Source organism: Leifsonia sp. NPDC056665 (genome assembly GCF_042791795.1).
Taxonomy (GTDB): domain Bacteria; phylum Actinomycetota; class Actinomycetes; order Actinomycetales; family Microbacteriaceae; genus Leifsonia.
Genome location: NZ_JBHTXK010000001.1, coordinates 161,190 through 187,630, shown reverse-complemented (window position 1 = coordinate 187,630; position 26,441 = coordinate 161,190). Strand labels below are relative to the sequence as shown.

21 protein-coding genes and 1 tRNA gene are annotated in these 26,441 nt (G+C 67.6%); 16 read left to right on the top strand and 6 right to left on the bottom strand.

The window, feature by feature from the left end; translation table 11 throughout:
• Nucleotides 1-264 precede the first annotated feature (264 nt).
• From ACFQ9V_RS00800 to ACFQ9V_RS00785, 4 genes are read left to right on the top strand one after another with little or no spacing between them, the layout of a single operon-like run.
• Nucleotides 265-1,785 (top strand): ABC transporter substrate-binding protein, encoded by a 1,521-nt coding sequence (locus ACFQ9V_RS00800; RefSeq protein WP_382457284.1) that lies wholly within the window; start codon nucleotides 265-267, stop codon nucleotides 1,783-1,785.
• A 60-nt stretch (nucleotides 1,786-1,845) separates the two neighbouring features.
• Nucleotides 1,846-2,784, top strand: a complete 939-nt coding sequence (locus ACFQ9V_RS00795; RefSeq protein WP_382457283.1) for an ABC transporter permease — start codon at nucleotides 1,846-1,848, stop codon at nucleotides 2,782-2,784.
• Nucleotides 2,781-4,547, top strand: a complete 1,767-nt coding sequence (locus tag ACFQ9V_RS00790; protein ID WP_382457282.1) for a dipeptide/oligopeptide/nickel ABC transporter permease/ATP-binding protein — start codon at nucleotides 2,781-2,783, stop codon at nucleotides 4,545-4,547. The genes ACFQ9V_RS00795 and ACFQ9V_RS00790 overlap by 4 nt, the downstream gene beginning before the upstream one ends.
• A complete protein-coding gene (locus ACFQ9V_RS00785) occupies nucleotides 4,540-5,421 on the top strand; it encodes an ATP-binding cassette domain-containing protein (protein WP_382457281.1) in 882 nt (293 codons plus the stop codon). Before ACFQ9V_RS00790 ends, ACFQ9V_RS00785 begins: the two co-directional genes overlap by 8 nt.
• Before the next feature lie 216 nt (nucleotides 5,422-5,637).
• Here ACFQ9V_RS00785 and ACFQ9V_RS00780 read toward each other — a convergent pair whose 3' ends face one another.
• From ACFQ9V_RS00780 to rhaI, 5 genes are read right to left on the bottom strand one after another with little or no spacing between them, the layout of a single operon-like run.
• The gene (locus ACFQ9V_RS00780) at nucleotides 5,638-6,888 is read right to left on the bottom strand and encodes an alpha-hydroxy-acid oxidizing protein (protein WP_382457280.1); all 1,251 of its coding nucleotides are present in this window, start codon (nucleotides 6,886-6,888) and stop codon (nucleotides 5,638-5,640) included.
• Entirely contained in the window at nucleotides 6,882-8,336 is a 1,455-nt protein-coding gene (locus tag ACFQ9V_RS00775; protein ID WP_382457279.1) for a rhamnulokinase family protein, read from the bottom strand. The genes ACFQ9V_RS00780 and ACFQ9V_RS00775 overlap by 7 nt, the downstream gene beginning before the upstream one ends.
• The gene (locus tag ACFQ9V_RS00770) at nucleotides 8,333-10,369 is read right to left on the bottom strand and encodes a bifunctional aldolase/short-chain dehydrogenase (RefSeq protein WP_382457278.1); all 2,037 of its coding nucleotides are present in this window, start codon (nucleotides 10,367-10,369) and stop codon (nucleotides 8,333-8,335) included. Before ACFQ9V_RS00770 ends, ACFQ9V_RS00775 begins: the two co-directional genes overlap by 4 nt.
• Nucleotides 10,366-10,782 carry a hypothetical protein gene (locus ACFQ9V_RS00765; RefSeq protein WP_382457277.1) on the bottom strand — a complete coding sequence of 139 codons (417 nt, stop codon included), beginning with the start codon at nucleotides 10,780-10,782 and terminating at the stop codon, nucleotides 10,366-10,368. The genes ACFQ9V_RS00770 and ACFQ9V_RS00765 overlap by 4 nt, the downstream gene beginning before the upstream one ends.
• 37 nt (nucleotides 10,783-10,819) lie before the next feature.
• Nucleotides 10,820-11,983, bottom strand: a complete 1,164-nt coding sequence (gene rhaI, locus ACFQ9V_RS00760) for an L-rhamnose isomerase (RefSeq protein ID WP_382457276.1) — start codon at nucleotides 11,981-11,983, stop codon at nucleotides 10,820-10,822.
• A gap of 1 nt (nucleotide 11,984) precedes the next feature.
• Between rhaI and ACFQ9V_RS00755 the strand changes: the two genes are divergently transcribed.
• From ACFQ9V_RS00755 to ACFQ9V_RS00745, 3 genes are read left to right on the top strand one after another with little or no spacing between them, the layout of a single operon-like run.
• Nucleotides 11,985-13,100 (top strand): LacI family DNA-binding transcriptional regulator, encoded by a 1,116-nt coding sequence (locus ACFQ9V_RS00755; protein WP_382457275.1) that lies wholly within the window; start codon nucleotides 11,985-11,987, stop codon nucleotides 13,098-13,100.
• The gene (locus ACFQ9V_RS00750) at nucleotides 13,097-13,273 is read left to right on the top strand and encodes an FCD domain-containing protein (RefSeq protein ID WP_382457274.1); all 177 of its coding nucleotides are present in this window, start codon (nucleotides 13,097-13,099) and stop codon (nucleotides 13,271-13,273) included. Before ACFQ9V_RS00755 ends, ACFQ9V_RS00750 begins: the two co-directional genes overlap by 4 nt.
• 38 nt (nucleotides 13,274-13,311) lie before the next feature.
• Nucleotides 13,312-14,043: a haloacid dehalogenase type II gene (locus ACFQ9V_RS00745; RefSeq protein WP_382457273.1), complete on the top strand. Its 732-nt coding sequence runs from the start codon at nucleotides 13,312-13,314 to the stop codon at nucleotides 14,041-14,043.
• A gap of 366 nt (nucleotides 14,044-14,409) precedes the next feature.
• Here the strand turns inward: ACFQ9V_RS00745 and ACFQ9V_RS00740 are convergent, their stop codons facing one another.
• Nucleotides 14,410-14,613, bottom strand: coding sequence for a hypothetical protein (locus ACFQ9V_RS00740; RefSeq protein WP_382457272.1), 204 nt, complete (start codon nucleotides 14,611-14,613; stop codon nucleotides 14,410-14,412).
• A 303-nt stretch (nucleotides 14,614-14,916) separates the two neighbouring features.
• Between ACFQ9V_RS00740 and ACFQ9V_RS00735 the strand changes: the two genes are divergently transcribed.
• The 9 genes from ACFQ9V_RS00735 (at nucleotide 14,917) to ACFQ9V_RS00695 (ending at nucleotide 26,423) form a co-directional block, all read left to right on the top strand.
• Nucleotides 14,917-14,986: transfer RNA gene (locus tag ACFQ9V_RS00735), tRNA-Thr, on the top strand.
• A gap of 173 nt (nucleotides 14,987-15,159) precedes the next feature.
• Entirely contained in the window at nucleotides 15,160-17,676 is a 2,517-nt protein-coding gene (locus ACFQ9V_RS00730) for a PKD domain-containing protein (protein WP_382457271.1), read from the top strand.
• 129 nt (nucleotides 17,677-17,805) lie between these two features.
• Nucleotides 17,806-19,440 (top strand): D-alanyl-D-alanine carboxypeptidase/D-alanyl-D-alanine-endopeptidase, encoded by a 1,635-nt coding sequence (locus ACFQ9V_RS00725; protein ID WP_382457270.1) that lies wholly within the window; start codon nucleotides 17,806-17,808, stop codon nucleotides 19,438-19,440.
• A 31-nt stretch (nucleotides 19,441-19,471) separates the two neighbouring features.
• Complete coding sequence (locus ACFQ9V_RS00720; protein WP_382457269.1) at nucleotides 19,472-20,044, top strand: isochorismatase family protein; 573 nt, start codon at nucleotides 19,472-19,474, stop codon at nucleotides 20,042-20,044.
• A gap of 520 nt (nucleotides 20,045-20,564) precedes the next feature.
• Nucleotides 20,565-22,760, top strand: a complete 2,196-nt coding sequence (locus tag ACFQ9V_RS00715) for an MMPL family transporter (protein ID WP_382457268.1) — start codon at nucleotides 20,565-20,567, stop codon at nucleotides 22,758-22,760.
• A gap of 93 nt (nucleotides 22,761-22,853) precedes the next feature.
• Nucleotides 22,854-23,642, top strand: coding sequence for a thiamine pyrophosphate-dependent enzyme (locus tag ACFQ9V_RS00710; RefSeq protein WP_382457267.1), 789 nt, complete (start codon nucleotides 22,854-22,856; stop codon nucleotides 23,640-23,642).
• A gap of 29 nt (nucleotides 23,643-23,671) precedes the next feature.
• Complete coding sequence (locus ACFQ9V_RS00705) at nucleotides 23,672-24,397, top strand: alpha/beta fold hydrolase (protein ID WP_382457266.1); 726 nt, start codon at nucleotides 23,672-23,674, stop codon at nucleotides 24,395-24,397.
• 51 nt (nucleotides 24,398-24,448) lie between these two features.
• Entirely contained in the window at nucleotides 24,449-24,910 is a 462-nt protein-coding gene (locus ACFQ9V_RS00700) for an Lrp/AsnC family transcriptional regulator (RefSeq protein ID WP_382457265.1), read from the top strand.
• Between the two features lie 49 nt (nucleotides 24,911-24,959).
• Nucleotides 24,960-26,423 carry an NAD-dependent succinate-semialdehyde dehydrogenase gene (locus ACFQ9V_RS00695; RefSeq protein WP_382457264.1) on the top strand — a complete coding sequence of 488 codons (1,464 nt, stop codon included), beginning with the start codon at nucleotides 24,960-24,962 and terminating at the stop codon, nucleotides 26,421-26,423.
• The last annotated feature ends 18 nt before the right edge of the window (nucleotides 26,424-26,441 follow it).

Genomic DNA, 26,441 nt, shown 5'->3' with positions numbered 1-26,441 from the left:
TGGTCGCGTCTGGCCCGATGCCGACTGGCGCACTTCCGCACAGAGTCGACGCTGTCCGCTTCACGGATCATTTGGGGCGACAAAGAGCGGCCGTTCGGCTCTCCGGGATCAGTTGCGCTGTCTGCGCAACAGTTGTAGCATACCGTTTACACCCCAACTATGCGACAGATGGCGCATAGTGTTTGCCGCTGAGGCTTCCGGGAGGTGTAGGTCAGAGCCTGCGCCGCTTCGGATCCTCAATCAACGAAGATAAAGGGAAACAAAATGAAACGACTCAGTGCAGCATTGGTGGGTGGAGTAAGCGTTCTCGCGCTCGCCCTCACGGGCTGCAGCGCTGCCGCATCGCCGAAGGCCTCATCCGGGGGGACCCTTACGGTTGCGACGTCGTATGGCCCGAACTCGCTCGCTCCGGGCGACCTATCCGGCGGTGGCGAGGGCACCTATTACTGGACGCCCGTTTTCGACACGCTGCTGAAGACTCAGCCGGATGGCACGCCGACCCCTGGTCTGGCGACCAAGTGGAGCTACAACAAGTCGCTGACCCAGCTGACGCTGACCCTGCGCAAAGGCATCAAGTTCAGCGACGGAGAGGTGCTGGACGCCGCGGCGGTCGAAGCGAACATCAAGCACACACAGAGCGGATCCGGATCTGACGTTTCCGAGCTGGCAGCGGTCAGCCAGGTCCATGTTCCGGACAGCGACACCGTCGTCCTCGACCTCAAGACTCAGGATCCCGGGCTCCTCCGTTCCTTGGGTGGCCCTGCAGGAGCGATCGGAAGCCCGCGCTCACTCACGAGCAAAGATGTGGCAACCAGTCCTGTTGGATCGGGCCCGTACGTTCTGGACAAGTCACGTACGACCAACGATGCAGAATACGTCTACACTCGCCGCCCTGGCGCCTACTGGGATGCAGCCTCCTGGAAGTACGACACGATCGTATTGAAGGTCACCACTGACGAGACTGCTCGCGTGAATGCCCTCAACTCCGGTCAGGTCAACGCCGCCTACATTCTCCCGCCAGAGGCAAAGCAGGTGACGAACGCCGGCAACAAGATCCTCGCTAGCCCGAACGGGTTCTCTGGTCTCGGCATCTTCGACCGCGAAGGCAAGATCCAGCCAGCGTTCAAGGACGTGCGCGTGCGTCAGGCCATCAACTACGCCATCGATCGCAAGCAGATCCTTCAAGCCACGGCGCTTGGTTATGGAAAGCTGAGCCAGCAGTTCTTCGCGGATGGCCAGCTCGGACATGTCGATTCGCTCGATAAGACGTATAGCTATGACGTCAAGAAGGCCCGCAGCCTGATGGCGGCCGCTGGATATGCCAACGGTTTCGACATCACCATCCCGTTGATTGGCTCCGGTAACGCGACTACCGCGCTGATCCAGGAGGCGCTCGGCAAGATCAATATCAGGGCCACCTACAAGACGATTGCCCCGACCGACATCTACAGCGCGCTGTTCGGCGGTACCTATCCCATGTTCCTGATGGGCGGCGGCGGGGGCTCATGGCAGCTCATCAAGGGTGACCTGATGCCGGACTCGATCTGGAACATGCTCCACGCATCCGATCCAGAACTCACCGCTCTGATCGCGACTGCTCGGAAGGCGCCGGCCGACCAGCAGCAGGAGGCCTTCGCCGCGGTGAACAAATGGGTCGTGAAGAACGCCTGGTTCGACATCATGTGGCAGGCCGAATCCCTCTACGCCGTCGATTCCAAGACCACCGCCAAGACGGGGGGCGCGCTCGACACCCCACCGCTCTGGACATTCGCTCCCGCGAAGTAATTCTGGGCGCCGGGGGCGGCAGAGAACCGCCGCCCCCGATCTTATTTTCGTGGAGAAGTCATGACCTTATTCTTGCTACGTCGCCTGGGCTCGGGTGTGGTGCTCGTTGTTGTGGTGACAGCAATCACAGCGCTGCTGATGTTCAGCAGCGGAAACAACATCGCACGCAATATCCTCGGCGTCACGGCCACACAGGCCCAGGTGACCCAACGGGCACACGAACTGGGTCTCGACCAGGCGCCCCTCATCCAGTACTTCAACTGGTTCAGCGGCGCCATTAGAGGAGACCTCGGGCGTTCCTTTCTCAACGGCGCGCCAGTCGTCGAAGCCCTGAGCAATCGGGTACCAGTCACCCTCTCGATCGTCATCGGCGCAGTGTTCTTCACCGCCGTCCTCAGCTTGCTCCTTGGAGTCCTCGCCGCAGTGCGCCGAGGCTGGATCGATCGACTGGTGCAGGTTTTCAACGTCGTCGGTGGAGCTCTGCCAACCTTCTGGGTCGGATTGGTGCTGGTCGAGCTGTTCGCCCTTAACCTCAGAATCTTCCCCGCGACCGGTTACACGCCACCGACCGTCGACCCGGGGCAATGGGCGGTCGGGCTGGTCTTGCCGGTGGCCGCCCTGGTGATCGGCGCCCTGGGCGCGGCCTCGATCGTTCGGTCCAGCGTGATCGACGTTCTCAGACTCGATTTCGTTAGGACTCTGCGCGCACACGGGCTCTCCGAGCGCGAAATTCTATTCAGGCACGTACTTCGGAACGCGTCGGGCCCCTTTCTGACGATCATCTCCCTCCAGTTCATCGGGCTGATGGGAGGCGCCGTGGTGATCGAACGGGTCTTCGCCATTCCGGGCATGGGGCTCCTTGCGACGCAGGCGACCCAGACGGGTGATGTTCCGACAGTGCTCGGCGTAGTCACGGTGGCTGTGATCGTCATCGTCATAGTCAATCTGATCGTGGACATCCTCAACGGATGGCTCAACCCGAAAGCGAGACTCCAGTGACCATCGAGGCGGCGCCCGTAAACGCGCGCGCGACCCGTCCCCACGTGGTGCGACGCTTCCTTCGCAACCCGTTGGGAGTGATCGCCGCGTCCGTACTGGTCGTGATCATCGTGGCAGCGATCCTCTCCCCGTGGATCATGCCGCACAACCCCGTGACTCCGGTCTTCAATCAGATCAATCGCGGGCCAAATGCAGCGTTCTGGCTCGGTGGTGACGGAAGCGGCCGAGACATCCTGAGCCGTCTTCTGTCCGCCAGCCGGCTTACACTCCTGGGCACGGCTGCGGTCGCGATCGTCGCCATCGTGGTCGGCGTCAGCTCTGGCCTGCTCGCGGGGTTCGTCGGCAAAGGTGTCGATGGAGCCCTCAGCTGGGTGAACAACGTGATCATGGCCGTACCAGCCATCATCATCCTTGTGGCGATGTACTCGGTGATCGGCCCGAACACCATCGTCACGATGGCGGCTTTCGGCGTGTTGCTTTCCCCATTCCTCTTCAGGCTGGTTCGAGGGCTGGTCATATCGGTACGGCAAGAGTTGTACGTCGATGCCGCTCGTGTATCCGGGCTGTCTGAGACACGAATTTTGCTCCGTCATGTGCTTGGGGCGATTCGCGGTCCGATCATCTTGCTGGTTGCCGGCATCGCCGGTGCGGGCATCCTGATCCAGGCAGGGTTGGAGTTCCTCGGACTCGGAAGTCCCACCCAGCCGACGTGGGGAGGAATCCTGCAGGATGCGTTCCAGAACGTGTATCAGTCGCCGATCGCAGTCCTGTGGCCGGGGCTGGCCATCGGCCTGACTACCGGCAGTCTTGCTCTTATCGCCAACGCCCTTCGGGACGCCCTCGAAGAGACGGCACCCACAGTCTCGCGCCGGACCCGGCTCGAGGCGTCCCGCGCGGCGACAAGACAACCGGCGTCGCCCCAGCTGGTCGACGACAAATCGCTGTTGCGCGTCGACGGGGTGACGATCAGCTATCCGACGTTCGATGGTTCGCTGAAACCGGTCGTTGAATCCGTCAGCCTGGCGATCCGGCGAGGTGAGATCCTAGGCCTGGTCGGCGAGAGCGGCTCTGGGAAGACGCAAACGGCGTATTCGATTCTCGGACTCCTTCCCCCGGAAGCCACACTTGCATCCGGTCAGATCCAGTTCGACGGGATGGATCTCGCGCACGCTACCGGCCAGCAGATGACTCAGGTTCGCGGGCGTCGGATCGCCTACGTCCCCCAGGAGCCGATGTCCAACCTGGATCCGACCTTCACCATCGGCTACCAGCTGACACGCCCCATGGTCCGTATGCTCGGTATCTCCAAGAATGACGCGCAAGATCGAGCGCTTCGCTTGCTCGCGCGGGTGGGGATCGTCGACCCGGTGCGGACGATGCGCAGCTACCCGCACGAGGTCTCTGGAGGGATGGCGCAACGAGTACTGATCGCCTGCGCAGTCTCCGGAGACCCCGAACTGATCATCGCGGACGAGCCGACCACTGCACTCGATGTGACCGTCCAGGCCGAGATTCTGGATCTGCTGCGCGAGCTGCAGGCTGAGCGGAACATGTCGATGCTGCTGGTCACCCACAACTTCGGTGTTGTCGCGGATCTCTGCGATCGTGTCGCCGTCATGCAGCGCGGAAAAGTGGTCGAGGTGGGCGACGTGGAAGACATCTTCGATCACCCTGAGCATCCCTACACCCAGATGCTCCTCTCCTCGACGCTTGAGGATATGGCTTCACGCACTACTCGAGACAGGAGCTACTCCGTTGTCTGAACCGCTCCTCTCTATCAAAAACCTCTATGTCGAGTACGGGGCCCGCAGTTTTCGCCGGCGCCCCAACCAAGTCCTGAGGGACGTCTCCCTCGACCTGCAGCAGGGAACCACCCTTGGACTGGTCGGCGAAAGCGGCTCGGGCAAGACCACGCTGGGACGTGCAGTACTCGGGCTGGTTCAGCCTGCCGCGGGCACGATCAAATTCGACGGGAAGGACATCACGAATACGCGGGGTAGGGCTCGCCGGGGTCTCGCTCGGGATATCCAGGTCGTGTTCCAGGACCCCTATTCGTCCCTGAACCCGTCGATGACGATCGAGAACATCCTCAGCGAACCGCTCCTGGCTGTAGGAGTAGCGCGTAGCGAAGGTCGCCAGCGGGTCCGCGGGCTACTGGAGAAGGTCGGCCTGCCCGCCGACGCCGCCAATAGGCTCCCTCGCGAGTTCAGTGGGGGGCAGCGTCAACGTATCGCGATCGCCCGCGCAGTGGCGTTGGACCCTAAGTTGATCATCTGCGACGAACCGGTCAGCGCATTGGACCTGTCGACACAGTCGACGGTTCTGGACCTCCTCATCGACCTCCAGCGGACTACAGGCGTGACCTATCTCTTCATCTCGCACGACCTCTCCGTCGTTCGCTACATCTCGCATCGCGTTGCGGTGATGCGCGGTGGAGAGATCGTCGAGAACGGTCCCGCGGAAGAGGTCACGGAGAATCCTGAACACCCGTACACGCGCAAGCTGCTGCTCGCGGCGCCGGTCCCGAACCCGCTCAAGCAGGCCCAGCGGCGTGCCGACCGCCTTCGGTTCCAGGAGTCACTTGAGGAGATGAACCGTCAGGCGCTGCTTGAGCCGCAGAGCCAAGCAATCGTCTGATTTGGACACCAGACTGCGACCGCCGGCGCCCCCCACGCCGGCGGTCGCTTTGTCTACCGGCTATGTTCGCCGATTGACGAATTGCGATGACAACGGAAAAGGACCTCCCTGCGCGCATCTCGGTAGTTTTCGCGACGGCGGGGGCCGCGCACGCCTGGGGAGACAGATGGCGGGCGGCTCCGATGCAACACCTACGCGCATCGAAGCAGTGTGAGATCACGGAGCGAACTGGCCACTCGGCATGGGTACCAATCGCTGCAGCTGGGTGACGTGCGCGGGGGTGAGGTCGGCGAGGGTCGGCACCTCCAGCAGTTTCATGGTGCGGACGACCTGGTCGCCGAGGATCTGGATGGTGCGGTCCACGCCGGCGCGGCCGCCCGCCATCAGCCCGTAGAGGTAGGCGCGGCCGATCAGGGTGAACTTCGCGCCGAGCGCGTAGGCGGCGACGATGTCGGCGCCGTTCATGATGCCGGTGTCGATCGCGACCTCGGTGCGGTCGCCGACGGCCTCCACCACCTTCGGCAGCAGGTGGAAGGGGATCGGTGCGCGGTCGAGCTGGCGGCCGCCGTGGTTGGAGAGCACGATGCCGTCGACGCCGAGGTCGACGAGCTTCTTCGAGTCCTCGACGTTCTGCACGCCCTTGACCACGATCTTGCCGGGCCACATGCTCCGGATGACATCGAGGTCGGCGAAGCTGATCGACGGGTCCATCGCGGCGTCGAGCAGCTCGCCGACGGTGCCTCCGGTGGAGGACAGCGACGCGAACTCCAGCTTGGGCGTGGTGAGGAAGTCGTACCACCACCACGGCCGCGGGATCGCGTTGATCACGGTGCCGAGGGTGAGCTGTGGCGGGATGGAGAAGCCGTTGCGCTTGTCGCGCAGCCGCGCACCGGCGACCGGGGTGTCGACCGTGAAGAACAGGGTGTCGAAGCCGTTGGCCGCGGCACGCCGGACGAGCTCGTAGGAGATCTCGCGATCCCGCATGACATACAGCTGGAACCAGTTGCGACCCGTCGGGTTGGCCGCCTTGACACCCTCGATGGAGGTCGTGCCCAGTGTCGACAGCGTGAACGGGATGCCCGCGGCGCCCGCGGCTCCCGCACCCGCGGTCTCGCCCTCCGTCTGCATCAGCCGGGTGAAACCGGTCGGTGCGATGCCGAAAGGCATCGCGGAAGGTCCGCCCCAGATCTCGCACGAGGTGTCGACGGCGGAGACGTCGCGCAGGATCGACGGATGGAACTCGATGTCCTGGAACGCCTGCCGGGCGCGGGCCAGCGACAGCTCGCCCTCCGCCGCGCCCTCGGTGTAATCGAAGGCGGCCTTCGGCGTGCGTCGCTTCGCGATCGCGCGGAGGTCCTCGATCGTGAACGCCGACTGCAAGCGGCGCTTCTTCCCGTTGAGTTCGGGCTTCTTGAACTGCATCAGCTCCAGCAGCTCAGCCGGCCTTGGGAATTGACGATTCAACATGAGGGCGTTCCTAACGAAGGGTTGTACCGGACGATCTGAGAGGTGCGGGCCACCAGGGCGCGAAGCGTCTCCAGGTCGCCCGAGAGGAGACCGACGGCGCGCGCCTGTACCAGTACGTTGCCGATGGCGGTGGCCTCGACGGGACCGGCGAGCACGGGAAGTCCGATGCGGTCGGCAGTTGCCTGGCACAGCAGGGCATTCCGAGCGCCGCCGCCGACGATGTGGATGGCCTCGACGCCGACGCCTGTCAGCTGTGCGGCAGTGCGCACGGTCTGCGCGAACGCGGCGGCGAGGCTCTCGACGATAATGCGGACGACGCCGGCGGGGGAGGCCGGCACACGCAAGCCGCGTTCTGAGAACCAGGCACCGATGCGGGAGGGCATGTCTCCCGGCGCGAGGAAGCGCGGGTCCTCCGCGTCGAACACGTCGCTCGGGCGCGGAAGCTCCGCCGCCTCCGCAAGCAATCCTTCGAGATCTACGTGGAGACCGCGCCGCTGCCATTCGCGTATGGACTCGCTGAGCAGCCACAGACCCATGACGTTGTGCAGGTAACGGACGCGACCGTCGACACCGCCCTCATTGGTGAAGTTCGCCTCGCGCCCTTCGTCCGTGACCACGCGGTGCTCCAGTTCGACGCCGACGAGGCCCCAGGTGCCACAGGAGATGTACGCCGCTCGGGACGCGTCCATCGGTACAGCGACCACAGCGGAGGCGGTATCGTGCGATCCCACGGCGGTGACCGTTGGGCCACTGGCTGCGAATCGGAGGTCCGTGGCGAGCGACGGAAGCAACGGGCTGATGGCAGTACCGGCGTCCACCAGCTCCGGGAACACCGAGCGGTTGAGTCCGAGGCGGGCGATCAAGCCGTCATTCCATGATCCGTCGCTGGAGAGGAGACCGGTCGTCGACGCGTTGGTGCGCTCGGCCCTCTGCCGCCCCGTCAGCCAGTACGTGATGAGATCCGGGATGAGGAGGAAGCCGTCGCCTGTCTCCAGCGCCCCGTCAGCGGCGTCGGCGGCCAGCTGGTACAGCGAGTTGAACGGGAGGAACTGGAGGCCCCCCTCGCGGTACAGCTCGCTCGGCTCGACCACGGCATGCACCAGCTCGACACCGCGCTGGGTGCGCTCGTCGCGATAGTGGTACGGCTCGCCGCGCAGCCGGCCACGTTCAAGGAGCCCGTAGTCGACCGCCCAGGAGTCCACGCCAATGCTCGCAAGGCCCGGTTCACTGCGGGCAACCGAGCCGAGGCCCTCAAGCACTCTGGTCCAGAGGCCCGCGACGTTCCAATGCAGCGCGGCGCGCTCACCTTCCCATAAGCGCACAGGCGTGTTGAGGAAGCGTGCGACCTCGCTCAGCTCGAGCGTGTTCGCGCCGATGCGGGCGTGCATGACCCGGCCGCTCGTCGCGCCGAGGTCGACGGCCGCGACCGCGCCTGCCGTCGCGCTCATCGCAGGAACGCCGCCGCGACGCCCGCATCGACCGGGATGTGCAGGCCCGTGGTGTGGTCGAGGTCGCTGCTGCACAGCACGAACACCGCGTTCGCGACGTGTTCCGGCAGCACCTCCCGCTTGAGGAGGGTGCGCTGGGCGTAGTACTGGCCCAGCTCCTCCTCGGGCACGCCGTAGACCGCGGCCCGCTTGGCGCCCCAGCCACCTGCGAAGATTCCGGAGCCGCGGACCACGCCGTCCGGGTTGATGCCGTTGACGCGGATGCCGTGGTCGCCGAGCTCGGCGGCCAGCAGGCGCACCTGGTGGGCCTGGTCGGCCTTCGTCGCCGAGTAGGCGATGTTGTTCGGCCCGGCGAAAACCGAGTTCTTGGACGAGATGTAGACGATGTCGCCGCCGAGCTTCTGGTCGATCAGCACCTTCGCGGCAGCTCGGGAGACCAGGAACGAGCCCTTGGCCATGACGTCGTGCTGGAGGTCCCAGTCGGCCGTCGTCGTCTCCAGCAGCGGCTTGGAGATGGACAGGCCAGCATTGTTGACGACGAGGTCCAAGCCGCCGAACGCGAGCAACGCGTCCTGGATCGCTGCGCCGATGGCCCTCTCGTCGGTGACGTTCGCGGCGACGCCGATCGCGACGTCCGCGTTGCCGATTTCCGCGGCGGCAGCCTGCGCCTTCTCGAGGTCGAGGTCGGCGATGACGACGCACGCGCCCTCCGCCGCGAGCCGGGTCGCGATGGCCTTACCGATCCCGGAGGCCGCACCGGTGACGAGCGCGATGCGGCCGGCGAGCGGTTTGGGCTTGGGTAGCCGTTGCAGCTTGGCCTCCTCCAGCGACCAGTACTCGATGTTGAACTTCTCGGCGTCCGAGATGGGCGCGTAGGTCGAGACCGCCTCGGCGCCGCGCATCACGTTGATGGCGTTGATGTAGAACTCGCCGGCAACTCGGGCGGTCTGCTTGTCCTTGCCGTAGGAGAACATCCCGACGCCCGGGATGAGCACGATGGCCGGGTCGGCGCCGCGGATCGCGGGGGAGTCGGCGGTCGCGTGTCGGTCGTAGTAGGCCTGGTAGTCGGCGCGGTACTGCTCGTGTAGCTCTCCGAGCCGCGCGACCGAGTCCTCAATGGACGCGTCAGCGGGAAGATCGAGCACGAGTGGCTTGACCTTCGTGCGCAGGAAGTGGTCGGGGCAGCTCGTGCCTAGGCCGGCGAGTCGCGGGTGCTCGGAGGACGCGAGGAAGTCGAGCACCACTTCGTCGTCGGTGAACGAGCCAACCTGCGCCCGGTCGGTAGAGGCGATGGCACGCAGGTTCGGAGCGAGAGCCGCGGCCTTCGCCCGGCGCTCCTTCTCAGGAAGAGGCTCGTATCCGGCCAATGATGGCCCGAACGGCTCCGGGCGGCCGTGAGCCTCGATGTAGTCGGCGGCGGTCTGGATGATCCACAGCGAGTTGGCCTCGGCCTCCTGGCTGGTGTCGCCCCACGCGGTGATGCCGTGGCCGCCGAGTACGGTGCCGATCGCGTCCGGGTTCGCCGCCTTGATCGCCGCGATGTCGAGGCCGAGCTGGAAGCCGGGGCGACGCCACGGCACCCACACCACGCGACCTCCGAAGATCGTCGACGTCAGCGCCTCCCCGTCCGCGGCGGTCGCGATGGCGATGCCGGAGTCCGGGTGCAGGTGGTCGACGTGCGCCGCGTCCACCAGGCCGTGCATGGCCGTGTCGATCGAGGGGGCCGCGCCGCCCTTGCCGTGCAGCGTGTAGTCGAACGCCGCGACCATCTCGTCCTCACGGTCCACACCCGCGTACACGTTCTGCAACGCGCGCAGCCGGTCCAGCCGCAGCACTGCCAGCCCCTGCTCGGTCAGGGTGCCGAGGTCGCCGCCGGAGCCCTTCACCCACAGCAGCTCGACCGGCTCCCCGGTCACCGGGTCGGTCTCCACGCCCTTCGCGGACGTGTTGCCCCCGGCGTAGTTCGTGTTCTTCGGGTCGGCGCCCAGGCGGTTCGACCGGGCCAGGAGGGCCGCGACGGTCTCGTTCGTCATTCGTCGATCGCTTTCTTCGTTGGTTCGAATAGGTTGATGATGAGGGTTCGCAAGCCCCCACGAGTTGCCAGGTTCAGGTTGCGAGCAAGCTCGGCTCGCGATGCGACGAGCAGCTCGAAGCTAAGCGCGTCCATGCAATGCACCCTCATCGTCGTCAGCCAGAAAGCGTTGTCTCGAATAACGGTGCTGAAGAAGCTCACGAGCACGGTACGGAGCTGCTTTTCCGAGATGGACTCGACGGTCTTGAGGTCCCAACAGGTCACATCCGTCGCCGCATCTAGCTGTATCTGACGTGCCGTGTCATCCCACGACGCGAGTATGTCAAGTTGAGCGGCCCGAGCGTTCGCACCTGCACGCTGCCTCGCCCAGATTCCTTCCCGCCTTCCGGCCGGAACGTAGTGGAGCTGCACCACCGGGTTTGGGTCTCGTTCACGGGTGCGATTGCCTAGACTAAGCCGCCCAGCTCGCCTGGGTGCCGCCGACACGTTCGGTCTCGATCTTCTGCTGGTAGCCGGAGGCCTTGTAGGCGGCCATCGGGTCGGCGGGGAGGCCGCGGGTCTCGCGCCAGGCGGCCAGGTCGGCGCGGACGTCCGTGTTGAAGGCGTCCATGAACACCGTGTTGGCCGCGAGCACGTCGCCTGCGGTCTGCGCGGCGGCGAGCGCCTCGGTGTCGACCAGCAGCGCCTTGGCGGTGGCCTCCTGCACGTTCAGCACCGAGCGGATCTGGCCCGGGATCTTCGCCTCCAGGTTGTGGCACTGGTCGAGCATGAACGCGACGTCCGGGTTGGCGTAGCCGCCGCCGCGGATGACCTCGAACACGATCCGGAACAGCTGGAACGGGTCGGCGGCGCCCACGATCAGGTCGTCGTCGGCGTAGAACCGGCTGTTGAAGTCGAACGAGCCGAGCTTCCCGAGGCGCAGGAGCTGCATCACGATGAACTCGATGTTCGTCCCCGGCGCGTGGTGGCCGGTGTCCAGGCACACCAGCGCCCGCTCGCCGAGCGCCGCGGTCTGCACGTAGCTGGTGCCCCAGTCCGGAACATCCGTGTGGTAGAACGACGGCTCGAAGAACTTGTACTCCAGCACCAGTCGCTGGCCCTCGCCGATGCGCTCGTAGATCTTCTGGAGGCTGTCCGCCAGCCGGTCCTGCCGGGCACGCAGCGAGTCCTGACCCGGATAGTTCGTGCCGTCCGCGAGCCAGATCTTCAGGTCACGCGACCCGGTCTCGTCCATGATGTCGATGCACTCGAAGTGGTGATCGATCGCCTTCTGCCGGATCCGGTCGTCCCAGTGCGTGACCGACCCGAACTTGTAGTCGTCGTCCTGGAACGTGTTCGAGTTCACCGTGCCGAGCTCCACGCCGTTGTCCTCGGCGTGCGAGCGGAGGTCGGAGTACGACGAGACCTTGTCCCACGGGATGTGCAAGGCGACCGTCGGCGCGAGACCGGTGTGCTTGTTCACCTGCGCCGCGTCCGAGATCTTCTCGAACGGGTCGCGAGCCGTGCCCGGAGTGCCGAACACGCGGAAGCGCGTGCCCGAGTTGCCGAACGCCCACGAAGGAAGCTCGATCGCCTGCAGCGCCAGCTGATTCTGAATTGTCGCGAAGTCGGCCACGATGTCAAACCTCTCGGAAGCGCCGATGAATAGGCTATTGAAACGATACAAGAACTATGCCACAATTGTTGCGTATCGTCAAACTCGGTTTGGATTGAACACCGCGAGGAGCCTCATGCCATCGGTAAGCATTCGAGAGGTTGCGGCGACCGCACGTGTATCGGTCGGGACGGTATCGAATGTCCTTAACCGGCCTGAACGAGTCTCGGAAGCGGCTTTAATGAGAGTTCGCCAGGCAATCGATGACCTGGGCTTCGTGCGGAACAATGCGGCTCGACAGCTCAGAGTGGGTCGCAGTGCCGGGGTCGGGATGGTTGTCCTCGATGTGGGGAACCCATTCTTCGCTTCTCTCATCCGAGGCGCCGAGGACCGGGCAGCCGAGGATGGGCTCTCTGTGTTGATCGGCAACTCGGACGAGAACGAGGAACGCGAGCGTGCTTACTTGACCATGTTCGAGCAAGAGCGCCTTCGTGGAGTACTCATCTCGCCGGTGGGAGAAGCCGCTTCACGGCTACATCGTCTGGCCGAGCGCGGCATTCCGGCCGTGCTCGTCGACAGGACGAGCTTTGATCCGTCATTCAATTCCGTCACCGTTGATGATCGAGCGGGTGGCCGGCTCGCCGCTGAGCATCTGGCAGGCCAGGGGCGCCGTCGCGTTGCCTTTGCGGGCGGACCTTTCAGCATCGCCCAGGTCGCTGACCGCTACGACGGAGCGAGCGAGATTCTCGGCCCAGGCAAGGTCGAGCGACTGCAGACCGAGAACCTCACGATCGAAGCGGGCAGCAAAGTTGGCTCCTTGCTGGCCGACCGATTGCCACAGGATCGCCCGGATGCCGTCTTCGCGGCGAATGACCTCATCGGTATCGGGCTGTTGCAGAGCCTCGCACACGCCGGCATCCGCGTCCCGGATGACATCGCGCTGATCGGATACGACGATATCGAGTTCGCTTCGGCAGCAATGGTCCCCCTTTCCTCCATCAGGCAACCAAGTCGCGAGATCGGCTTCACTGCGATGGACCTGCTCCTGCGGCTAGAGACCGATCCCGACGGTCCTGCTGTGCACAAGAAGTTCCAGCCCGCACTGGTAGCGCGAGCGAGCAGCCTCGTCCACTCATGATCGGGCTGCTCCGATCGCGCTACGCCAGCCTCACCGAGCTATACGAGGAGCACGCGGCGCTGCTGGGTGCACTTCAGTCCGGCGACACCGAGGAGGCGCTCTCCCTCTGGCGAGACCACATCGACGACGCCGAGCGCTACCTCGTCGCGTCGCTCTCAGAGGAACCCTCCTGAGCGCGACCATCCCGCACTCATATCAACGAAGGAACACCATGACCATCAACCTGACCGATTACGACGCACTCAGCTTCGATTGCTACGGGACGCTCATCGACTGGGAAGCGGGGATCGCCGCTGTGCTGGGTCCGTGGGCGCGAAGCTTCGACCCATCGATCACCGATGAGGATGTCCTCGTGGCCTACTCCGAGCACGAAGCCGCCGTTGAGGAGGAGGCGCCGACGACGCTCTACCCCGACGTCCTCCGGAAAGCGTTCCGCCGCACCGGTCGAGCGCTCAGATTCGAAGTGACCGCCGCCGATGCCGACGCGCTCGGAAACTCGGTGCCCGACTGGCCCGCGTTCCCTGATTCCGCAGAGGCGCTGGCGCGGCTGAAGAAGCACTACAAGCTCATCATCCTCTCCAACGTGAACCGGGACGGGTTCGCCGGCAGCAATCGCAGGCTGGGCGTCGAGTTCGACGAGATCCTCACCGCCCAGGACATCGGAACCTACAAGCCGAACCCGGCGAATTTCGACGCTCTCCTCAAGCGCGTCGATGAGATCGGCGCCACCGGGAGGCTGCTCCACGTGGCACAGTCACTCTTCCACGACCACGTCCCCGCACGAGAAAAGGGGATCCCCGGTGTCTGGATCAACCGGCGCCACAACCAGCCCGGCTGGGGCGCAACCCCCGACCCTCGCGTGGCCGTGAAGCCCGACCTGGAGTTCCCGTCCCTGGCCGCATTCGCTGACGCCGTCGACGCTGCGTTCGCGAAAGCCGCCTGACACCGACCGGTCGCCCCTGCCGACCCTCAATCGTGGCGAGACACGGTAGGGGTGACCATCCGAAGTGGGGCACCCGCAGTCATGCCATACGACCACACGACCCACAATCCTGGTGGCGCGAGGCTTGAGCCCCGCTCAAACCGAAACGGCCCTCGCTACATAGGATCTGCGCGTCCGAGGGCTCGTCGGTGGACGCACCTTAAGGCTGTCCAAGTGAACTCGGCCGCGGTCTGCAGTTCGGCCCCCGGAGTGAGCGCAGGATAGCCGCCGTCCACCATGGGGGCATTGTCGGCGCAAAAGATGCGCGCGGGTGACGAGGCCCGCATCCAAAGATGGAGCGTGCTCGCCGCCCGCGCCCTGGGTTCGTTAGAGCGCGCGTCCCCGCGTGGGGAGGTTTGAGAAGAACGTTCTCAGGTCCTCAAGGGCGAAGAGAGGCTTCGTGCCGGAGAAGCGCGGGGTGATGTCTCCGCGGCGCACGTGGAGCCGAAACATCGACACCGACATGCCGAGCAGGCGCGCGGCGGTGTCGGTGTCGACGCCAATCGGCTGCACGCAGAGTGAGACGTTCACGTGCGGTGCGAGAGTGGCTTCGATGGCGGGGCTAGTTGAAGTCATGGGATTCTCCGCCGGCGATGCTGCGCCGACAACCAGACCTGGGCGTTTATGCCCTGGCCAGAGTTCTATGCGGAGACTTGGAGGGCTGATGTGAGAACACGGCCGACGCCGCTTCAACGCGGAACGTCGAGGCGGCAGAACCGCCGCGGGTGGCCCAATAGCCTCCCGGAACGGGCGTATGGCGTCAGGGGAATGTGGGGAGTTATGTGGGGAGTAACCCCTAGTTTGACCATTTGGCCCGGAAATCCAGGGGTTTCTGCCGCGTTCTCGCTTGTAATATTTCTCACTCGTAATGAGAAGGTCAAGGGTTCGATTCCCTTGGGCGGCTCCGTTTCGGTCCTTCTTTCTTCCGTGTTTCTGCAAGTCTGCGGAGACAGGTCGTTCCTCTGTGCGCGCGGGGGTCGTCCGGCGTAGACTCAACGGCAAATTGAGGATTAGTCAGTTTGCCTTGGGGATGTCATGGAAACGACACGGGGACCTCGTCGGGCGCGTGTGCTCGGCATGTTGACTGCAGCGGCGAGCGCGCTGCTGCTGATCGGGGGAGGGGTGTCGCTGGCCGCGCCGGCCTCGGCCGACACGATGCCGCCGAATCCCAGCGACCCGGCCTCGCCGCCGACAGTGGGCGCGACGGCGCTCCCGACCACCCAGATGGACGGCGTCGCCTGGGACCAGTGGGTCGTCGGCGACAACGTGTACGTCGCGGGCAAGTTCAACAACGCCCGGCCGGCCGGGTCGCCCGCCGGATCGAACAACACGCCGCGCAGCAACTTCCTCGTCTACAACGTCACCACCGGCGTGCTGAACACGAGCATCAACGTGCCGCTCAACGCCCAGGCGCTCGCGGTCGCGCCGTCGCCTGACGGGTCCCGCGTCTACCTCGCCGGCGACTTCACCACGGCGGGGGGAGCCAGCTACTACCGGATCGTGGCCATCAGCACCGCCACCGGCCAGGTCATCAGCTCGTTCCGCCCCGCGATGGCGAGCCAGGTGCGCGCGCTGGCCGTGACCAACACAGCCGTCTACGCAGGCGGGACCTTCACCAGCGTCAACGGCACCGCCACGGGCTACATGGCGAAGCTCGACCCGACCAACGGCTCGCTGATCACTGCCTGGAAGGCGTCCGCCGACTATGTGGTCGACGCGATGGCGGTCAGCCCGGACGGGAGCAGGGTTTACGCCGGCGGCCGGTTCCAGCATGTCAACGGCGAGAACCACTACGGCCTCGTCATGCTGGACGGCACCACGGGCGCGACCATGCCGTTCCCGGCGAACAACATCATCAAGGATGCCGGGATCAACGCCGGGATCACCGCCCTCTCCGCCACCTCGACCAACGTCTACGGCTCGGGCTACGTGTTCGGCTCCGGCGGCAACTTCGAGGGGAGCTTCTCCGCCGACGCGGTGACCGGCGCCCTGTACTGGATGGAGGACTGCCACGGCGACACCTACACGGTGCAGCCCCTGGGCGGCGCGCTCTACGTCGCGGGCCATCCGCACGACTGCACCAACGTCGGTGGCTTCCCTGAGACGAATCCGCGCTCGTACCACCACACCCTCGCATTCTCGCTCGCCGAGACCCACCTGCTGACCAACAACGGCAACCGCTCGTACGCGAACTTCAAGGGCCAGCCGGCCCCGACGCAGCAGACCTGGTTCCCGGCCTGGACCACCGGGTCGTTCACCGGGCAAGGGCAGGCGGTGTGGAGCCTGGCGGGCGACAGCCGCTATCTGGTGGCGGGCGGCGAGTTCCCGTCGGTGAACGGCCAGGCGCAGTACGGCCTCACCCGCTTCGCGTTCGACAGCGTCCAGCGCAGCACCACCGGACCGAACAACAACACCGCGCTGACGCCGACGGCGACCTCCTCGACGTCCGGGCAGGCCAAGATCGCGTGGACGTCGACGTTCGATCAGGACAACATCCAGCTCACCTACGCGCTGTCCCGCGACGGCGACACCGCCCACCCGGTCTACACCGCCGTGAAGAGCAACAACTTCTGGAACACCGGTCCGATGGGCTTCACGGACAGCGGCCTGGCGCCGGGCAGCGCGCACACCTACACGCTGACCGTGACCGATCCGGACGGGAACTCGATCGCGCGGGTCGGCAACAGAGTGGTGATCGCCGGAGGCGGAACGAACCAGCCGCCGGTCGCTTCGTTCAGCTACGGGACGAACGGTCTGACGGTGAGCGTCGACGGGACGGCCTCCAGTGATCCGGACGGCACCATCGCCTCCTACGCCTGGACCTTCGGCGACGGCGCGACGGCGACGGGCTCGACCGCCAACCACTCCTACGCGTCAGCGGGCACCTACACGGTGACCCTCACCGTGACCGACAACCAGGGCGCGACGAACTCCCAGTCGAAGTCGGTGACGGTGACGGCGAGCACCGGCAACACGCTCGCGCAGGACAACTTCGCCCGCACGTCGGCGAGCGGCTGGGGCGCGGCGCAGACCGGAGGGTCGTGGACGGTCTCCGGCACCGCAGGCTCGTATACGGTCGGGTCCGGCACCGGCAACATGAACGACCCGGCGGGCACCACCCGCACGGCGACGCTGAACTCCGTCTCGTCCAGCCGCACGGACAACACCGTCACGTTCACGAGCGACATCGCTCCGACCGGAGGGGGCCTCTACGTCTCGGCGCTCGCGCGGCAGGTCGGCTCGGTCGCGTATGAGGGCCGGGCGTGGATCAACTCCAGCGGCGCCGTGCAGGTCCAGCTCTTGCAGAGCGGAACGACGCTGACCTCCGCGGTCGTGAGCGGAGTCGCCTACACCCCCGGCATGCAGCTGAACCTGCGCGTCCAGGCGGTCGGCACCTCGCCGACGACGCTGCAGGCCAAGGTCTGGGCGGCCACCCAGACCGAGCCTGCGTCGTGGCAGGTGAGCCTCACCGACTCCACCGCCGCCCTGCAGTCGTTCGGCAGCGTCGGGCTGCGAGCCTACCTCTCGGGAGCGGCGACCGTGTCGCCGATCACCGTGAAGTTCGCCAACTACCAGGTGCTCGCCGTGCCGTGAGCCGCCATCGCTTCCTCGACTCCTCCCGCGACGCGCCGGGTGCGTGCGGGAGGAGCGCGGGAGTGATGGCCCCAGGCGCTGCGGAACCCGCGGACTGGCGCTCTCAGGGAACGCCGGTACGATACCCGGATGCGCGAACCGGACCAGCGCGACTCCGGTGCAACCGACGGCACCGGGTCTGAATCGACGAACCCCTCGAACTCTGTTCTCCCCACCGGGGACTCCTCTGCGACGAGCGAGCCCGGGGCGGGAGCGACCCCTTCCGGCCGTCGCTCGGCCGCCGGGGCGGGTGCGGGCGCCGCGGTGATGGGCGCTGTCAGCGGCGCCGTCGCGGGGGTCATGTCCGCCATCCGCACGCACCCGAAGGCCTGGATCGTCGCCGGCGCCACCGTCGCGTTCGTGCTCCTCGGCGCGGGCAGCGTGGCTCTCGGTGCGACGGTCGGGTTGGCGCCGGCCGGGGCCGCGGCCGCCGCGCCGCCGACCCATTCCGCGACCCGCACGCCCACCCCGACACCCACCCCCACCGCCGACCCGGCGCGCCCGGTTCCTGCCGCGCAGCCGGCCGCGAGCCGCATCCGCACCTGCTCGGTGGCCTCCCTGGCCCAGGACGGCCGGCTCGGCAACCTGGAGGCTCAGGTCGTCGACGCCAAGACCGGTCAGGTGCTGTTCGACCGGAACGGCGGCAAGCCCGGCCCGACCGCGTCCGTGCTCAAGACGCTGACCTCCGCCGCCGCCCTCGCGACCCTCGGCCCGGACTACCGCGTCCAGACCACGGTCGTCGCGGGCAGCGTGCCCGGCCAGGTCGTCATCGTCGGCGGCGGAGACGTGACCCTGTCGCGCCTCCCGGGAGGCCAGGGCGCCTTCTACACGAACGCGCCCTCCATCCAGGACCTCGCCGCCCAGACCAAGCAGGCGCTCGGCGGAGCGCCCGTGACCTCGATCGTGGTGGACGCGTCGCTGTTCGGCGGCCCGCTGTGGCAGCCGAGCTGGGACGAGCACGAGGAGCGCGTCGTCGAGGGCTCGACGCCGTACATGTCCGCGTTGATGGTGGACGGCGACCGCAACGACCCCGGCGCCGTCGAGTCGCCGCGCAGCACCGACCCGGTCGGCCGCGCGGTGCAGTACTTCCAGCAGTACCTCGGCACCAACGTCCCTGTCACTTCCGGCACCGCCCCGGCGGGAGCCCGCCAGCTCGCGGCGGTCCAGTCGCAGCCGGTGACCACGCTGATCGACCAGGCGATGACGTACTCCGACAACACGATCATGGAGGAGCTCGCCCGGCTCGTCGCCATCAAGACCGGCGCGGGCAACACCTTCGCCGCCGAGAACGCGGGCGTGCTGGCCGGGCTGAAGACCTACGGCATCGACACCACCGGCATCCACATCGCCGACGGCTCCGGGCTGAGCGGCGACAACGCCGTGCCGCCGTCGTATCTGACGCAGCTCTTCATCAAGGTGCTCAACCGGCAGAACGGGCTCGGCGTGGTCTACGACGGGCTGCCGATCTCCGGCCGGACCGGGACGCTCGGGCCGGGCTACAGCCGGTTCACCGGGGCGAGCTCGGTCGCGGACGGGTCCGTGCACGCCAAGACCGGCTGGATCAACAACGGCTACACGCTCTCGGGGATCATCGACGCGGCGGACGGAACGCAGCTCACGTTCGCTGTGTACGCGCTCGGCCCGGTGAGCGACAATGCCAAGCAGGCGATCGACACGCTGACGACCGGCTTCTACAAGTGCGGGGACAACCTCACCAACGGCTGAGCCGGGCGTCGGCCGAGCAGGGGAGGCGGCGATGGGCAAGGCGCTGTTCATCATCGACGTGCAGAACGACTTCACCGAGGGCGGAGCGCTCGGCGTAGATGGGGGAGCGGCGGTGGCGGCGGCCATCACCGAGCACCTCCGCGCGCACTCCGACGAGTACGCGATCATCCTCGCGAGCCGCGACTGGCACGACCGCGACAACGACAACGGCGGCCACTTCGCGACCGACGCCGAGCCGGACTTCGTGAACACCTGGCCCGCGCACTGCGTCGCGGGCACGGACGGCGCGGAGTACCATCCCGCGTTCGACACGTCCCGCGTCGGCTACCACATCCGCAAGGGGCAGGGCGTCCCGGCCTACTCGATCTTCGAGGGGCGCACGGACGCCGGCTCGACGGTCCACAACCTCCTGGACGAGCACGGGATCGACACGGTCGACGTGGTGGGGATCGCGACCGACTACTGCGTGCGGGCGTCCGCGCTGGACGCGCTGAGCCACGGCCAGCGCGTGCGCGTGCTGACCGAGCTCGTGGCGGGGGTCGCGGCGGAGTCGTCGGAGGCGGCTCTGGCGGAGCTGGCGCACGCGGGGGCGGAAGTCGTCTAGCTGGAGTGCCCAAGGATGCCGGTCTGGCATGAGCAGCCAAAGACCACCGGCGAAGCTTCAGCACGTTGGACGCGTAAGCCCTCGGCATGGGGTTGGGCGTCTCCGTCTTCTCTCGTAAACAAAGCGGGCGTACGGTTTGCAGCGGGTAATGACGCCCACCGATCGGAAGGCAGCGAAATGTCCAACGAGTACCACACCATCACTCCCGAAAAGAATCCGCCGACGCGCACCGATGTTTGGCATGACAACGACGCGTGCCCGGAGGGCAAGCGGATTTCTCCGCAGAACCGTCGAGAAGGTCGCGGGGGCGCTACCCGTCGCTGCGACGAGTGCTAACCGGCTCACAAAGCAGCAAGAGCCCCCTTCGTTTCGGACGTGGGGGGCTCTCTTGCGTGCACTGACAACGCACTCAACGAATCGAGTCGGGTGTCTTTTGTGAGAATCGTTCCCGGCTGGCGTGATCCTTCTCATGCGCGCTAGGCTGATTACTAACCAGGCTAGCTAATCCGGAGGCGCGCAGATGAAGACCCGATCCGACTGGACTCCGGCCCGCTGGCTGCGCATCGTGCTGCCCACCGTCGTCATCGTGATCTGGTTCGTCGCCGGGAGCCTCGGCGGACCCACTTTCGGCAAGCTCTCCGGGGTGTCCAGCAACGACCAGGCCGCATTCCTGCCGGCCAGCGCCGAGTCGACCGCGGTGCAGGACTGGCAGAAGCGCTTCACCGACTCGCAGGCGGTGCCCGCGATCGTGGTCGTCCAGTCCGACTCCGCCATCCCGCCGAGCGACCTCGCCTCGTTCGCTGTCCTCGGCGCGAAGCTCGGGGACGTGACGGGCGTGCAGGCTCCGGAGTCCGGCCAGAGTACGAGCGTCGCAGGTCCCATCCCCTCGCAAGACGGCCGCGCGGTCGAGTTCATCGTCCCGGTCGCGGACACGAACAACGTGAAGACCGTGGTCGCCGACCTGCGCAGCGTCCTGAAGAGCGAGCTGCCCTCCGGGACGCAGGGCTGGGTCACCGGACCGGCCGGGCTGACCGCCGACCTGGTCAACGCGTTCGGCGGCATCGACGGCATCCTGTTGCTTGTGGCCGTGGGCGCCGTGTTCGTGATCCTGCTGCTGGTGTACCGGGCGCTGCTGCTGCCGGTCCTGGTGCTGCTCACCTCGGTGTTCGCGCTGTGCGCGGCCATCCTCGTCGTCTACTTGTTCGCGCTGTGGGGCTGGATCAAGCTCAGCGGCCAGAGCCAGGGCATCCTCTCCATCCTCGTGATCGGCGCGGCGACCGACTACTCGCTGCTGCTCGTCGCCCGCTACCGGGAGTCGCTGGAGCACGACGAGTCGCGCTGGACGGCGATCGTGAAAGCGTGGCGGGCGGCGTTCGAGCCGATCCTGGCCTCCGGGGCAACGGTCATCCTCGCGCTGCTCTGCCTGCTGTTCTCCGACCTCAACTCGAACAAGAGCCTCGGCCCGATCGCCGCGATCGGGATCGTCTTCTCGCTGCTGTCGGCGCTGACGCTGCTGCCGACCCTGCTCGCGGTGTTCGGGCGGGCGGCGTTCTGGCCGTTCCGGCCGAAGTACGCAGGCGGCGAGCACGCGCACGACCACAAGCACGAGGGCACGGAACGGGTGGCCGGGCTGGAGGGCTTCCGCGGCGTCTGGCGGCGCGTCGGCCTCCTCATCGCGCACCGGCCGCGCGTGACCTGGATCGTGTCGTTCGTCGTGCTCGTCGCGTGCGCGTTCGGACTGACGCAGCTCAAGGCGAACGGAGTCGAGCAGACCGCGCTGGTGCTCACCCAGTCGGACGCGGTCGACGGCCAGAAGGTGCTCGCGAAGCACTTCGACGCCGGGTCGGGGGCGCCGGTCGTCATCATCGCGAAGGAGGCCGACGGGGACGCCGTGCTCGCCGCCGCGAAGAAGAACGACGGCATCTCGGCCGCGACCCTCTACGCGGGGAACGTGCGGCCGGCCCAGCCGGGCCAGAGCGCGCCGCCGCCGGTCGTGAAGGACGGCCGCGTCCTCATCCAGGCGACCCTGAAGGCGCAGCCCGACTCGGCCGCGGCCGAGCAGGTGGTCCGCGACCTGCGCCGCGACCTCCCGTCGGCAGTATCGGGGGCGGGGCCCGGCGTGCTCGTCGGCGGCGCCACCGCGATCGCCCTCGACACCAACGACACGGCGCAGAGGGACCTGCTGCGGATCATCCCGATCGTGCTGCTGGTGATCCTGCTGGTGCTGATGCTGCTGCTCCGGTCGATCCTCGCGCCGGTGCTGCTGATCGGCAGCGTCGTGCTGTCGTACGCGGCGGCGCTCGGCGTCTCCGCGCTGGTGTTCGACCATCTGTTCCGGTTCCCTGGGGCCGACGCGAGCGTGCCGCTGTTCGGCTTCGTGTTCCTGGTCGCGCTCGGTGTGGACTACAACATCTTCCTGATGACGCGCGTGCGGGAGGAGTCGCTGCGGCTCGGCACCCGGCCCGGCATCCTGCGCGGGCTCGGGATGACCGGCAGCGTCATCACATCGGCGGGCGTGGTGCTCGCGGCGACCTTCGCGGCGCTCGCGGTCATCCCGATCCTGTTCCTGGTGCAGATCGCGTTCATCGTCGCGTTCGGCGTGCTGCTCGACACCGTGCTGGTGCGCTCGCTGCTCGTGCCCGCGGTGTCGTACGACGTGGGTCGCGCGATCTGGTGGCCGTCGAAGCTGTGGCGGGCGCCAGGGCACTCTGTATAGCAGGAGACGGCCGGCCGCTGCTCGGATGAGCAGGATGCACGCCGTGTCGACGGCGCGTTGCCGCCTCCGCGACGGTCGGTCAGAGTGGCCTGCATGACCCCCACGATCCTCGAGCCGACTCTCGGCGCGTCGATCGGCGGACCGGGCGCCGACGTCGCCGCACTGCTCCGCCGGCTGTACCGGACCCTGGCGACCGTCCGGCGCCTCGATCGCGAAGCGGTCGTCCTGCGCGGCCACGGCGTCCTCCCGGGCTATGTCGACTCCCGGGGCCGGGAGGCGGTGCAGGTGGGCGCGGCGCTCGCCCTGCAGACCTCCCGCGACCGGGCCTTCCCGACCGCCCACGAGCCGGGGATGTCGATCGCCCTCGGCGCCGACCCCGCGGCCGTGCTGCGTTCCCTGCGCGGCGCCGACGCCGTCGAGGGGCCGGTGACCCACGCCGTCGGCTGGGCGCTCTGCGCGAAGCTCGACCGCACAGGAGGGTGCGCCCTCATCCCGCTCGGCGCCGGGGCCGGATCGGCGGCGGAGCTGCGCACCGCGGTGACGACCGCGCGAGCCGCCACCCTGCCCGTGGTGTTCCTGTCCAGCTCCGGCCGCACCGAGGGGGCCGGGATGCCCGTCCTGCTGGTCGACGGCGCCGACGCGCTCGCCGTCCACGACGCCACCGTGAAGGCGCTGGACCTCGCCAGGTCCGGCGCGGGCCCCGTCCTGATCGACGCTGTGCTGCCCGGTCCGTCCGCCTGGCCCGCGCGCGACCCCCTCGTGGTCTGCGAGCAGCGCCTGCGCGCGACGCGGACGGTGGACGACGGCTACTTCGCCGAGGTCGCCGACACCGCGGACGCGCTCGCCGACCGGCTGCGCGCCCGGCTCACCGTCGGAGCCTGAACCCGGCCGCGATCGGCGAGGATGGGACCATGCGCATCCACGTCGAACGCCATCCCGGGGCCGACCCCGTCCTGCTGATCCACGGCTTCGCCACCACCGGCGCGCTCACCTGGGAGTCCACCGGCTGGGTCGCCGCGCTCGCCGCGGCGGGCCGCGGCGCGATCGTTCCCGACCTGCGCGGCCACGGCGCCTCCGACGCGCCGCACGACCCGGCAGCCTACTCGCCCGACCTGCTGGCGGAGGACCTGCTGACCGTGCTGGACGAGCAGGGCCTCGACCGCGTCGACGTCATCGGGTACTCGATGGGGAGCTGGGTGGCCCTGGCCCTCGTCGGCCTGGCGCCGGAGCGCGTCCGCCGCCTCGTGGTCGGCGGGGTCGGCACGGTCGAGCAGTTCGCCCACTGGGGCGTGGAGGCCGTGCGGCGGGCGATCCTGGAGGGCGCGGACAGGCTGCCGGCCGACGCCCCGCTGGCGCCGCTCCTGGCCTCCCTGCGCGAGGCCCCCGGCGTCGACCGCGAGGCCCTCGCCGCGTGCGCTGCCGGGATGGCGCAGCATCCGCTGCCGCTGGCCTCGACGGTGCCGACCCTCGTGGTGGCGGGCGACGCCGACCCGGTCGCCGGGGACGCCGACGAGGCGGCCCGGCTGCTCGGCGCCGAGCTGGTGCTGCTGCCGCGCCGCAACCACATCACGGCACTCAGTGCCCGCGCCTTCAAGCAGGCTGCTCTTCCCTTCCTGGGAGCTTCGGTCAGCCTGTAGGAGACGCGACCGGCGGGTCGTACGATGTGCGAGGAGCGAAGGAGTGCCCGCATGATCGACAGGCTGGATGCCGACCTCATCGCGTTGCTCACGGAGGAGCCCAGGCTCGGCGTGTTCGAGGCCTCGAGGAGGCTCGGCGTCGCGCGCGGCACCGTGCAGGCCCGGCTCGACCGGCTGCAGCGCACGGGGGTGATCAAGGACTTCGCGCCGACGATCGACAGCCTCCGGCTCGGCTTCCCCGTCACGGCGTTCATCACCGCGGAGATCGCCCAGAGCGACCTCTCCGTGATCGACCACCTGCGGGGCATCCCCGAGGTCCTGGAGGTGCACACCGTGACCGGGGCAGGGGACCTGCTGATCCGGGTCGTCGCGCGCTCGAACGCCGACCTGCAGCGGGTGATCAGCGGCATCCTCAGCGAGCCGGGCATCAGCCGCACCTCCACGGTCATCGCGCTGGAGACCACGATCGAGCACCGCAGTGTGCCGCTGGTGGAGTCCGCGGTGGAGGAATGAGCGCAACGGCGGGGACACCCGACAGCACGACACGAGACGAGGAGTGACGATGGACGAGAAGACCCTGCTGGAGCGTGTGCCCGACCGCCTGTTCATCGGAGGCGAGTGGCTGCCGGGATCGAACGGCACCCTGAAGGTCTACGACCCGGCGACCGGCGACCTCATCCGCGAGATCGCCGACGCGTCGGTGGAGGACGGCGCGCGGGCACTCGACGCCGCGGTGGCCGCCGCCGACGCGTGGGCGGCCACCCCGCCCCGCGCCCGCGGCGAGATCCTGCGCCGCGCCTTCGACCTCCTGCAGGAGCGCCGGGAGGAGTTCGCCCTCCTGATGACGCTGGAGATGGGCAAGCCGCTCGCGGAGTCCAACGGTGAGGTCACCTACGGCGGCGAGTTCCTGCGCTGGTTCTCCGAGGAGGCCGTGCGCATCGCCGGCCGCTACGGGACCAACCCCGAGGGCACCGGCCGCATGATCGTGTCGCAGCACCCGGTCGGGCCGTGCTTCCTGATCACGCCGTGGAACTTCCCGCTCGCGATGGCGACCAGGAAGATCGCGCCGGCGCTCGCCGCGGGCTGCACCGTTGTCGTGAAGCCGGCCGAGCTGACTCCGCTGACGACGCTGTACTTCGCCCGCCTGCTGGAGGACGCCGGCCTCCCCGCCGGCGTGCTCAACGTGATCACGACCTCCACCTCTGGGAAGGTCTCCGCCCCGATCATCGCCGACCCGCGCCTCCGCAAGCTGTCGTTCACCGGCTCCACCGAGGTCGGCCGCAGACTCTTGCAGCAGGCGTCGGAGAACGTCCTGCGCACCTCGATGGAGCTCGGCGGCAACGCCCCGTTCGTGGTGTTCGACGACGCCGACCTCGACCGGGCGGTGGACGGCGCGATGCTCGCGAAGTTCCGCAACATCGGGGAGGCCTGCACGGCCGCCAACCGGTTCATCGTGCACGAGGACGTCGCCGACGAGTTCGCCCGCCGGGTCGCAGACCGCGTGAAGGCGATGAAGATCGGCCGGGGCACCGAGGCCGGCGTCACGATCGGCCCGCTCATCAACGCGGACGCCGTCGACAAGGCCGCAGAGCTGCTGGAGGACGCCGTCTCGCGCGGCGCCCTGGTGCTCGCGGGCGGCTCGCGCGTCTCCGGGCCCGGCACGTTCTTCGAGCCCACCGTCGTCACCGACGTGCGCGCGGGCAGCGAGATCCTGCGGCAGGAGATCTTCGGCCCCGTGCTGTCGATCGTGCGCTTCCGCGACGAGGACGAGGCGGTGCGGATCGCCAACGACACCGAGTTCGGGCTCGTGTCCTACGTGTTCACGAAGGACCTCGCGCGCGGCCAGCGGATGATCGACCGGCTGCAGACCGGCATGATGGGGCTCAACGTGGGCGTCGTCTCCAACGCCGCTGCGCCGTTCGGCGGCGTGAAGCAGTCGGGGCTGGGGCGCGAGGGAGGCCTGGAGGGCATCCACGAGTACCTCAGCACCAAGTACACCCTGACGCCGGACCCGTTCAGCGTCTGATTCCCGCCACCGAGCCGA

Bases quoted from the DNA above. Each gene is read 5' to 3' on its own strand.
- ACFQ9V_RS00775 (WP_382457279.1), bottom strand. From the start codon at position 8,336: ATGAGCGCGACGGCAGGCGCGGTCGCGGCCGTCGACCTCGGCGCGACG.
- ACFQ9V_RS00700 (WP_382457265.1), top strand. From the start codon at position 24,449: ATGATCGACAGGCTGGATGCCGACCTCATCGCGTTGCTCACGGAGGAG.
- ACFQ9V_RS00725 (WP_382457270.1), top strand. From the start codon at position 17,806: ATGCGCGAACCGGACCAGCGCGACTCCGGTGCAACCGACGGCACCGGG.
- ACFQ9V_RS00745 (WP_382457273.1), top strand. From the start codon at position 13,312: ATGACCATCAACCTGACCGATTACGACGCACTCAGCTTCGATTGCTAC.
- ACFQ9V_RS00705 (WP_382457266.1), top strand. From the start codon at position 23,672: ATGCGCATCCACGTCGAACGCCATCCCGGGGCCGACCCCGTCCTGCTG.
- ACFQ9V_RS00710 (WP_382457267.1), top strand. From the start codon at position 22,854: ATGACCCCCACGATCCTCGAGCCGACTCTCGGCGCGTCGATCGGCGGA.
- ACFQ9V_RS00795 (WP_382457283.1), top strand. From the start codon at position 1,846: ATGACCTTATTCTTGCTACGTCGCCTGGGCTCGGGTGTGGTGCTCGTT.
- ACFQ9V_RS00695 (WP_382457264.1), top strand. From the start codon at position 24,960: ATGGACGAGAAGACCCTGCTGGAGCGTGTGCCCGACCGCCTGTTCATC.
- ACFQ9V_RS00720 (WP_382457269.1), top strand. From the start codon at position 19,472: ATGGGCAAGGCGCTGTTCATCATCGACGTGCAGAACGACTTCACCGAG.
- ACFQ9V_RS00715 (WP_382457268.1), top strand. From the start codon at position 20,565: ATGAAGACCCGATCCGACTGGACTCCGGCCCGCTGGCTGCGCATCGTG.
- ACFQ9V_RS00800 (WP_382457284.1), top strand. From the start codon at position 265: ATGAAACGACTCAGTGCAGCATTGGTGGGTGGAGTAAGCGTTCTCGCG.
- ACFQ9V_RS00750 (WP_382457274.1), top strand. From the start codon at position 13,097: ATGATCGGGCTGCTCCGATCGCGCTACGCCAGCCTCACCGAGCTATAC.
- ACFQ9V_RS00770 (WP_382457278.1), bottom strand. From the start codon at position 10,369: ATGACGAACGAGACCGTCGCGGCCCTCCTGGCCCGGTCGAACCGCCTG.
- ACFQ9V_RS00780 (WP_382457280.1), bottom strand. From the start codon at position 6,888: ATGTTGAATCGTCAATTCCCAAGGCCGGCTGAGCTGCTGGAGCTGATG.
- ACFQ9V_RS00755 (WP_382457275.1), top strand. From the start codon at position 11,985: ATGTCAAACCTCTCGGAAGCGCCGATGAATAGGCTATTGAAACGATAC.
- ACFQ9V_RS00730 (WP_382457271.1), top strand. From the start codon at position 15,160: ATGTTGACTGCAGCGGCGAGCGCGCTGCTGCTGATCGGGGGAGGGGTG.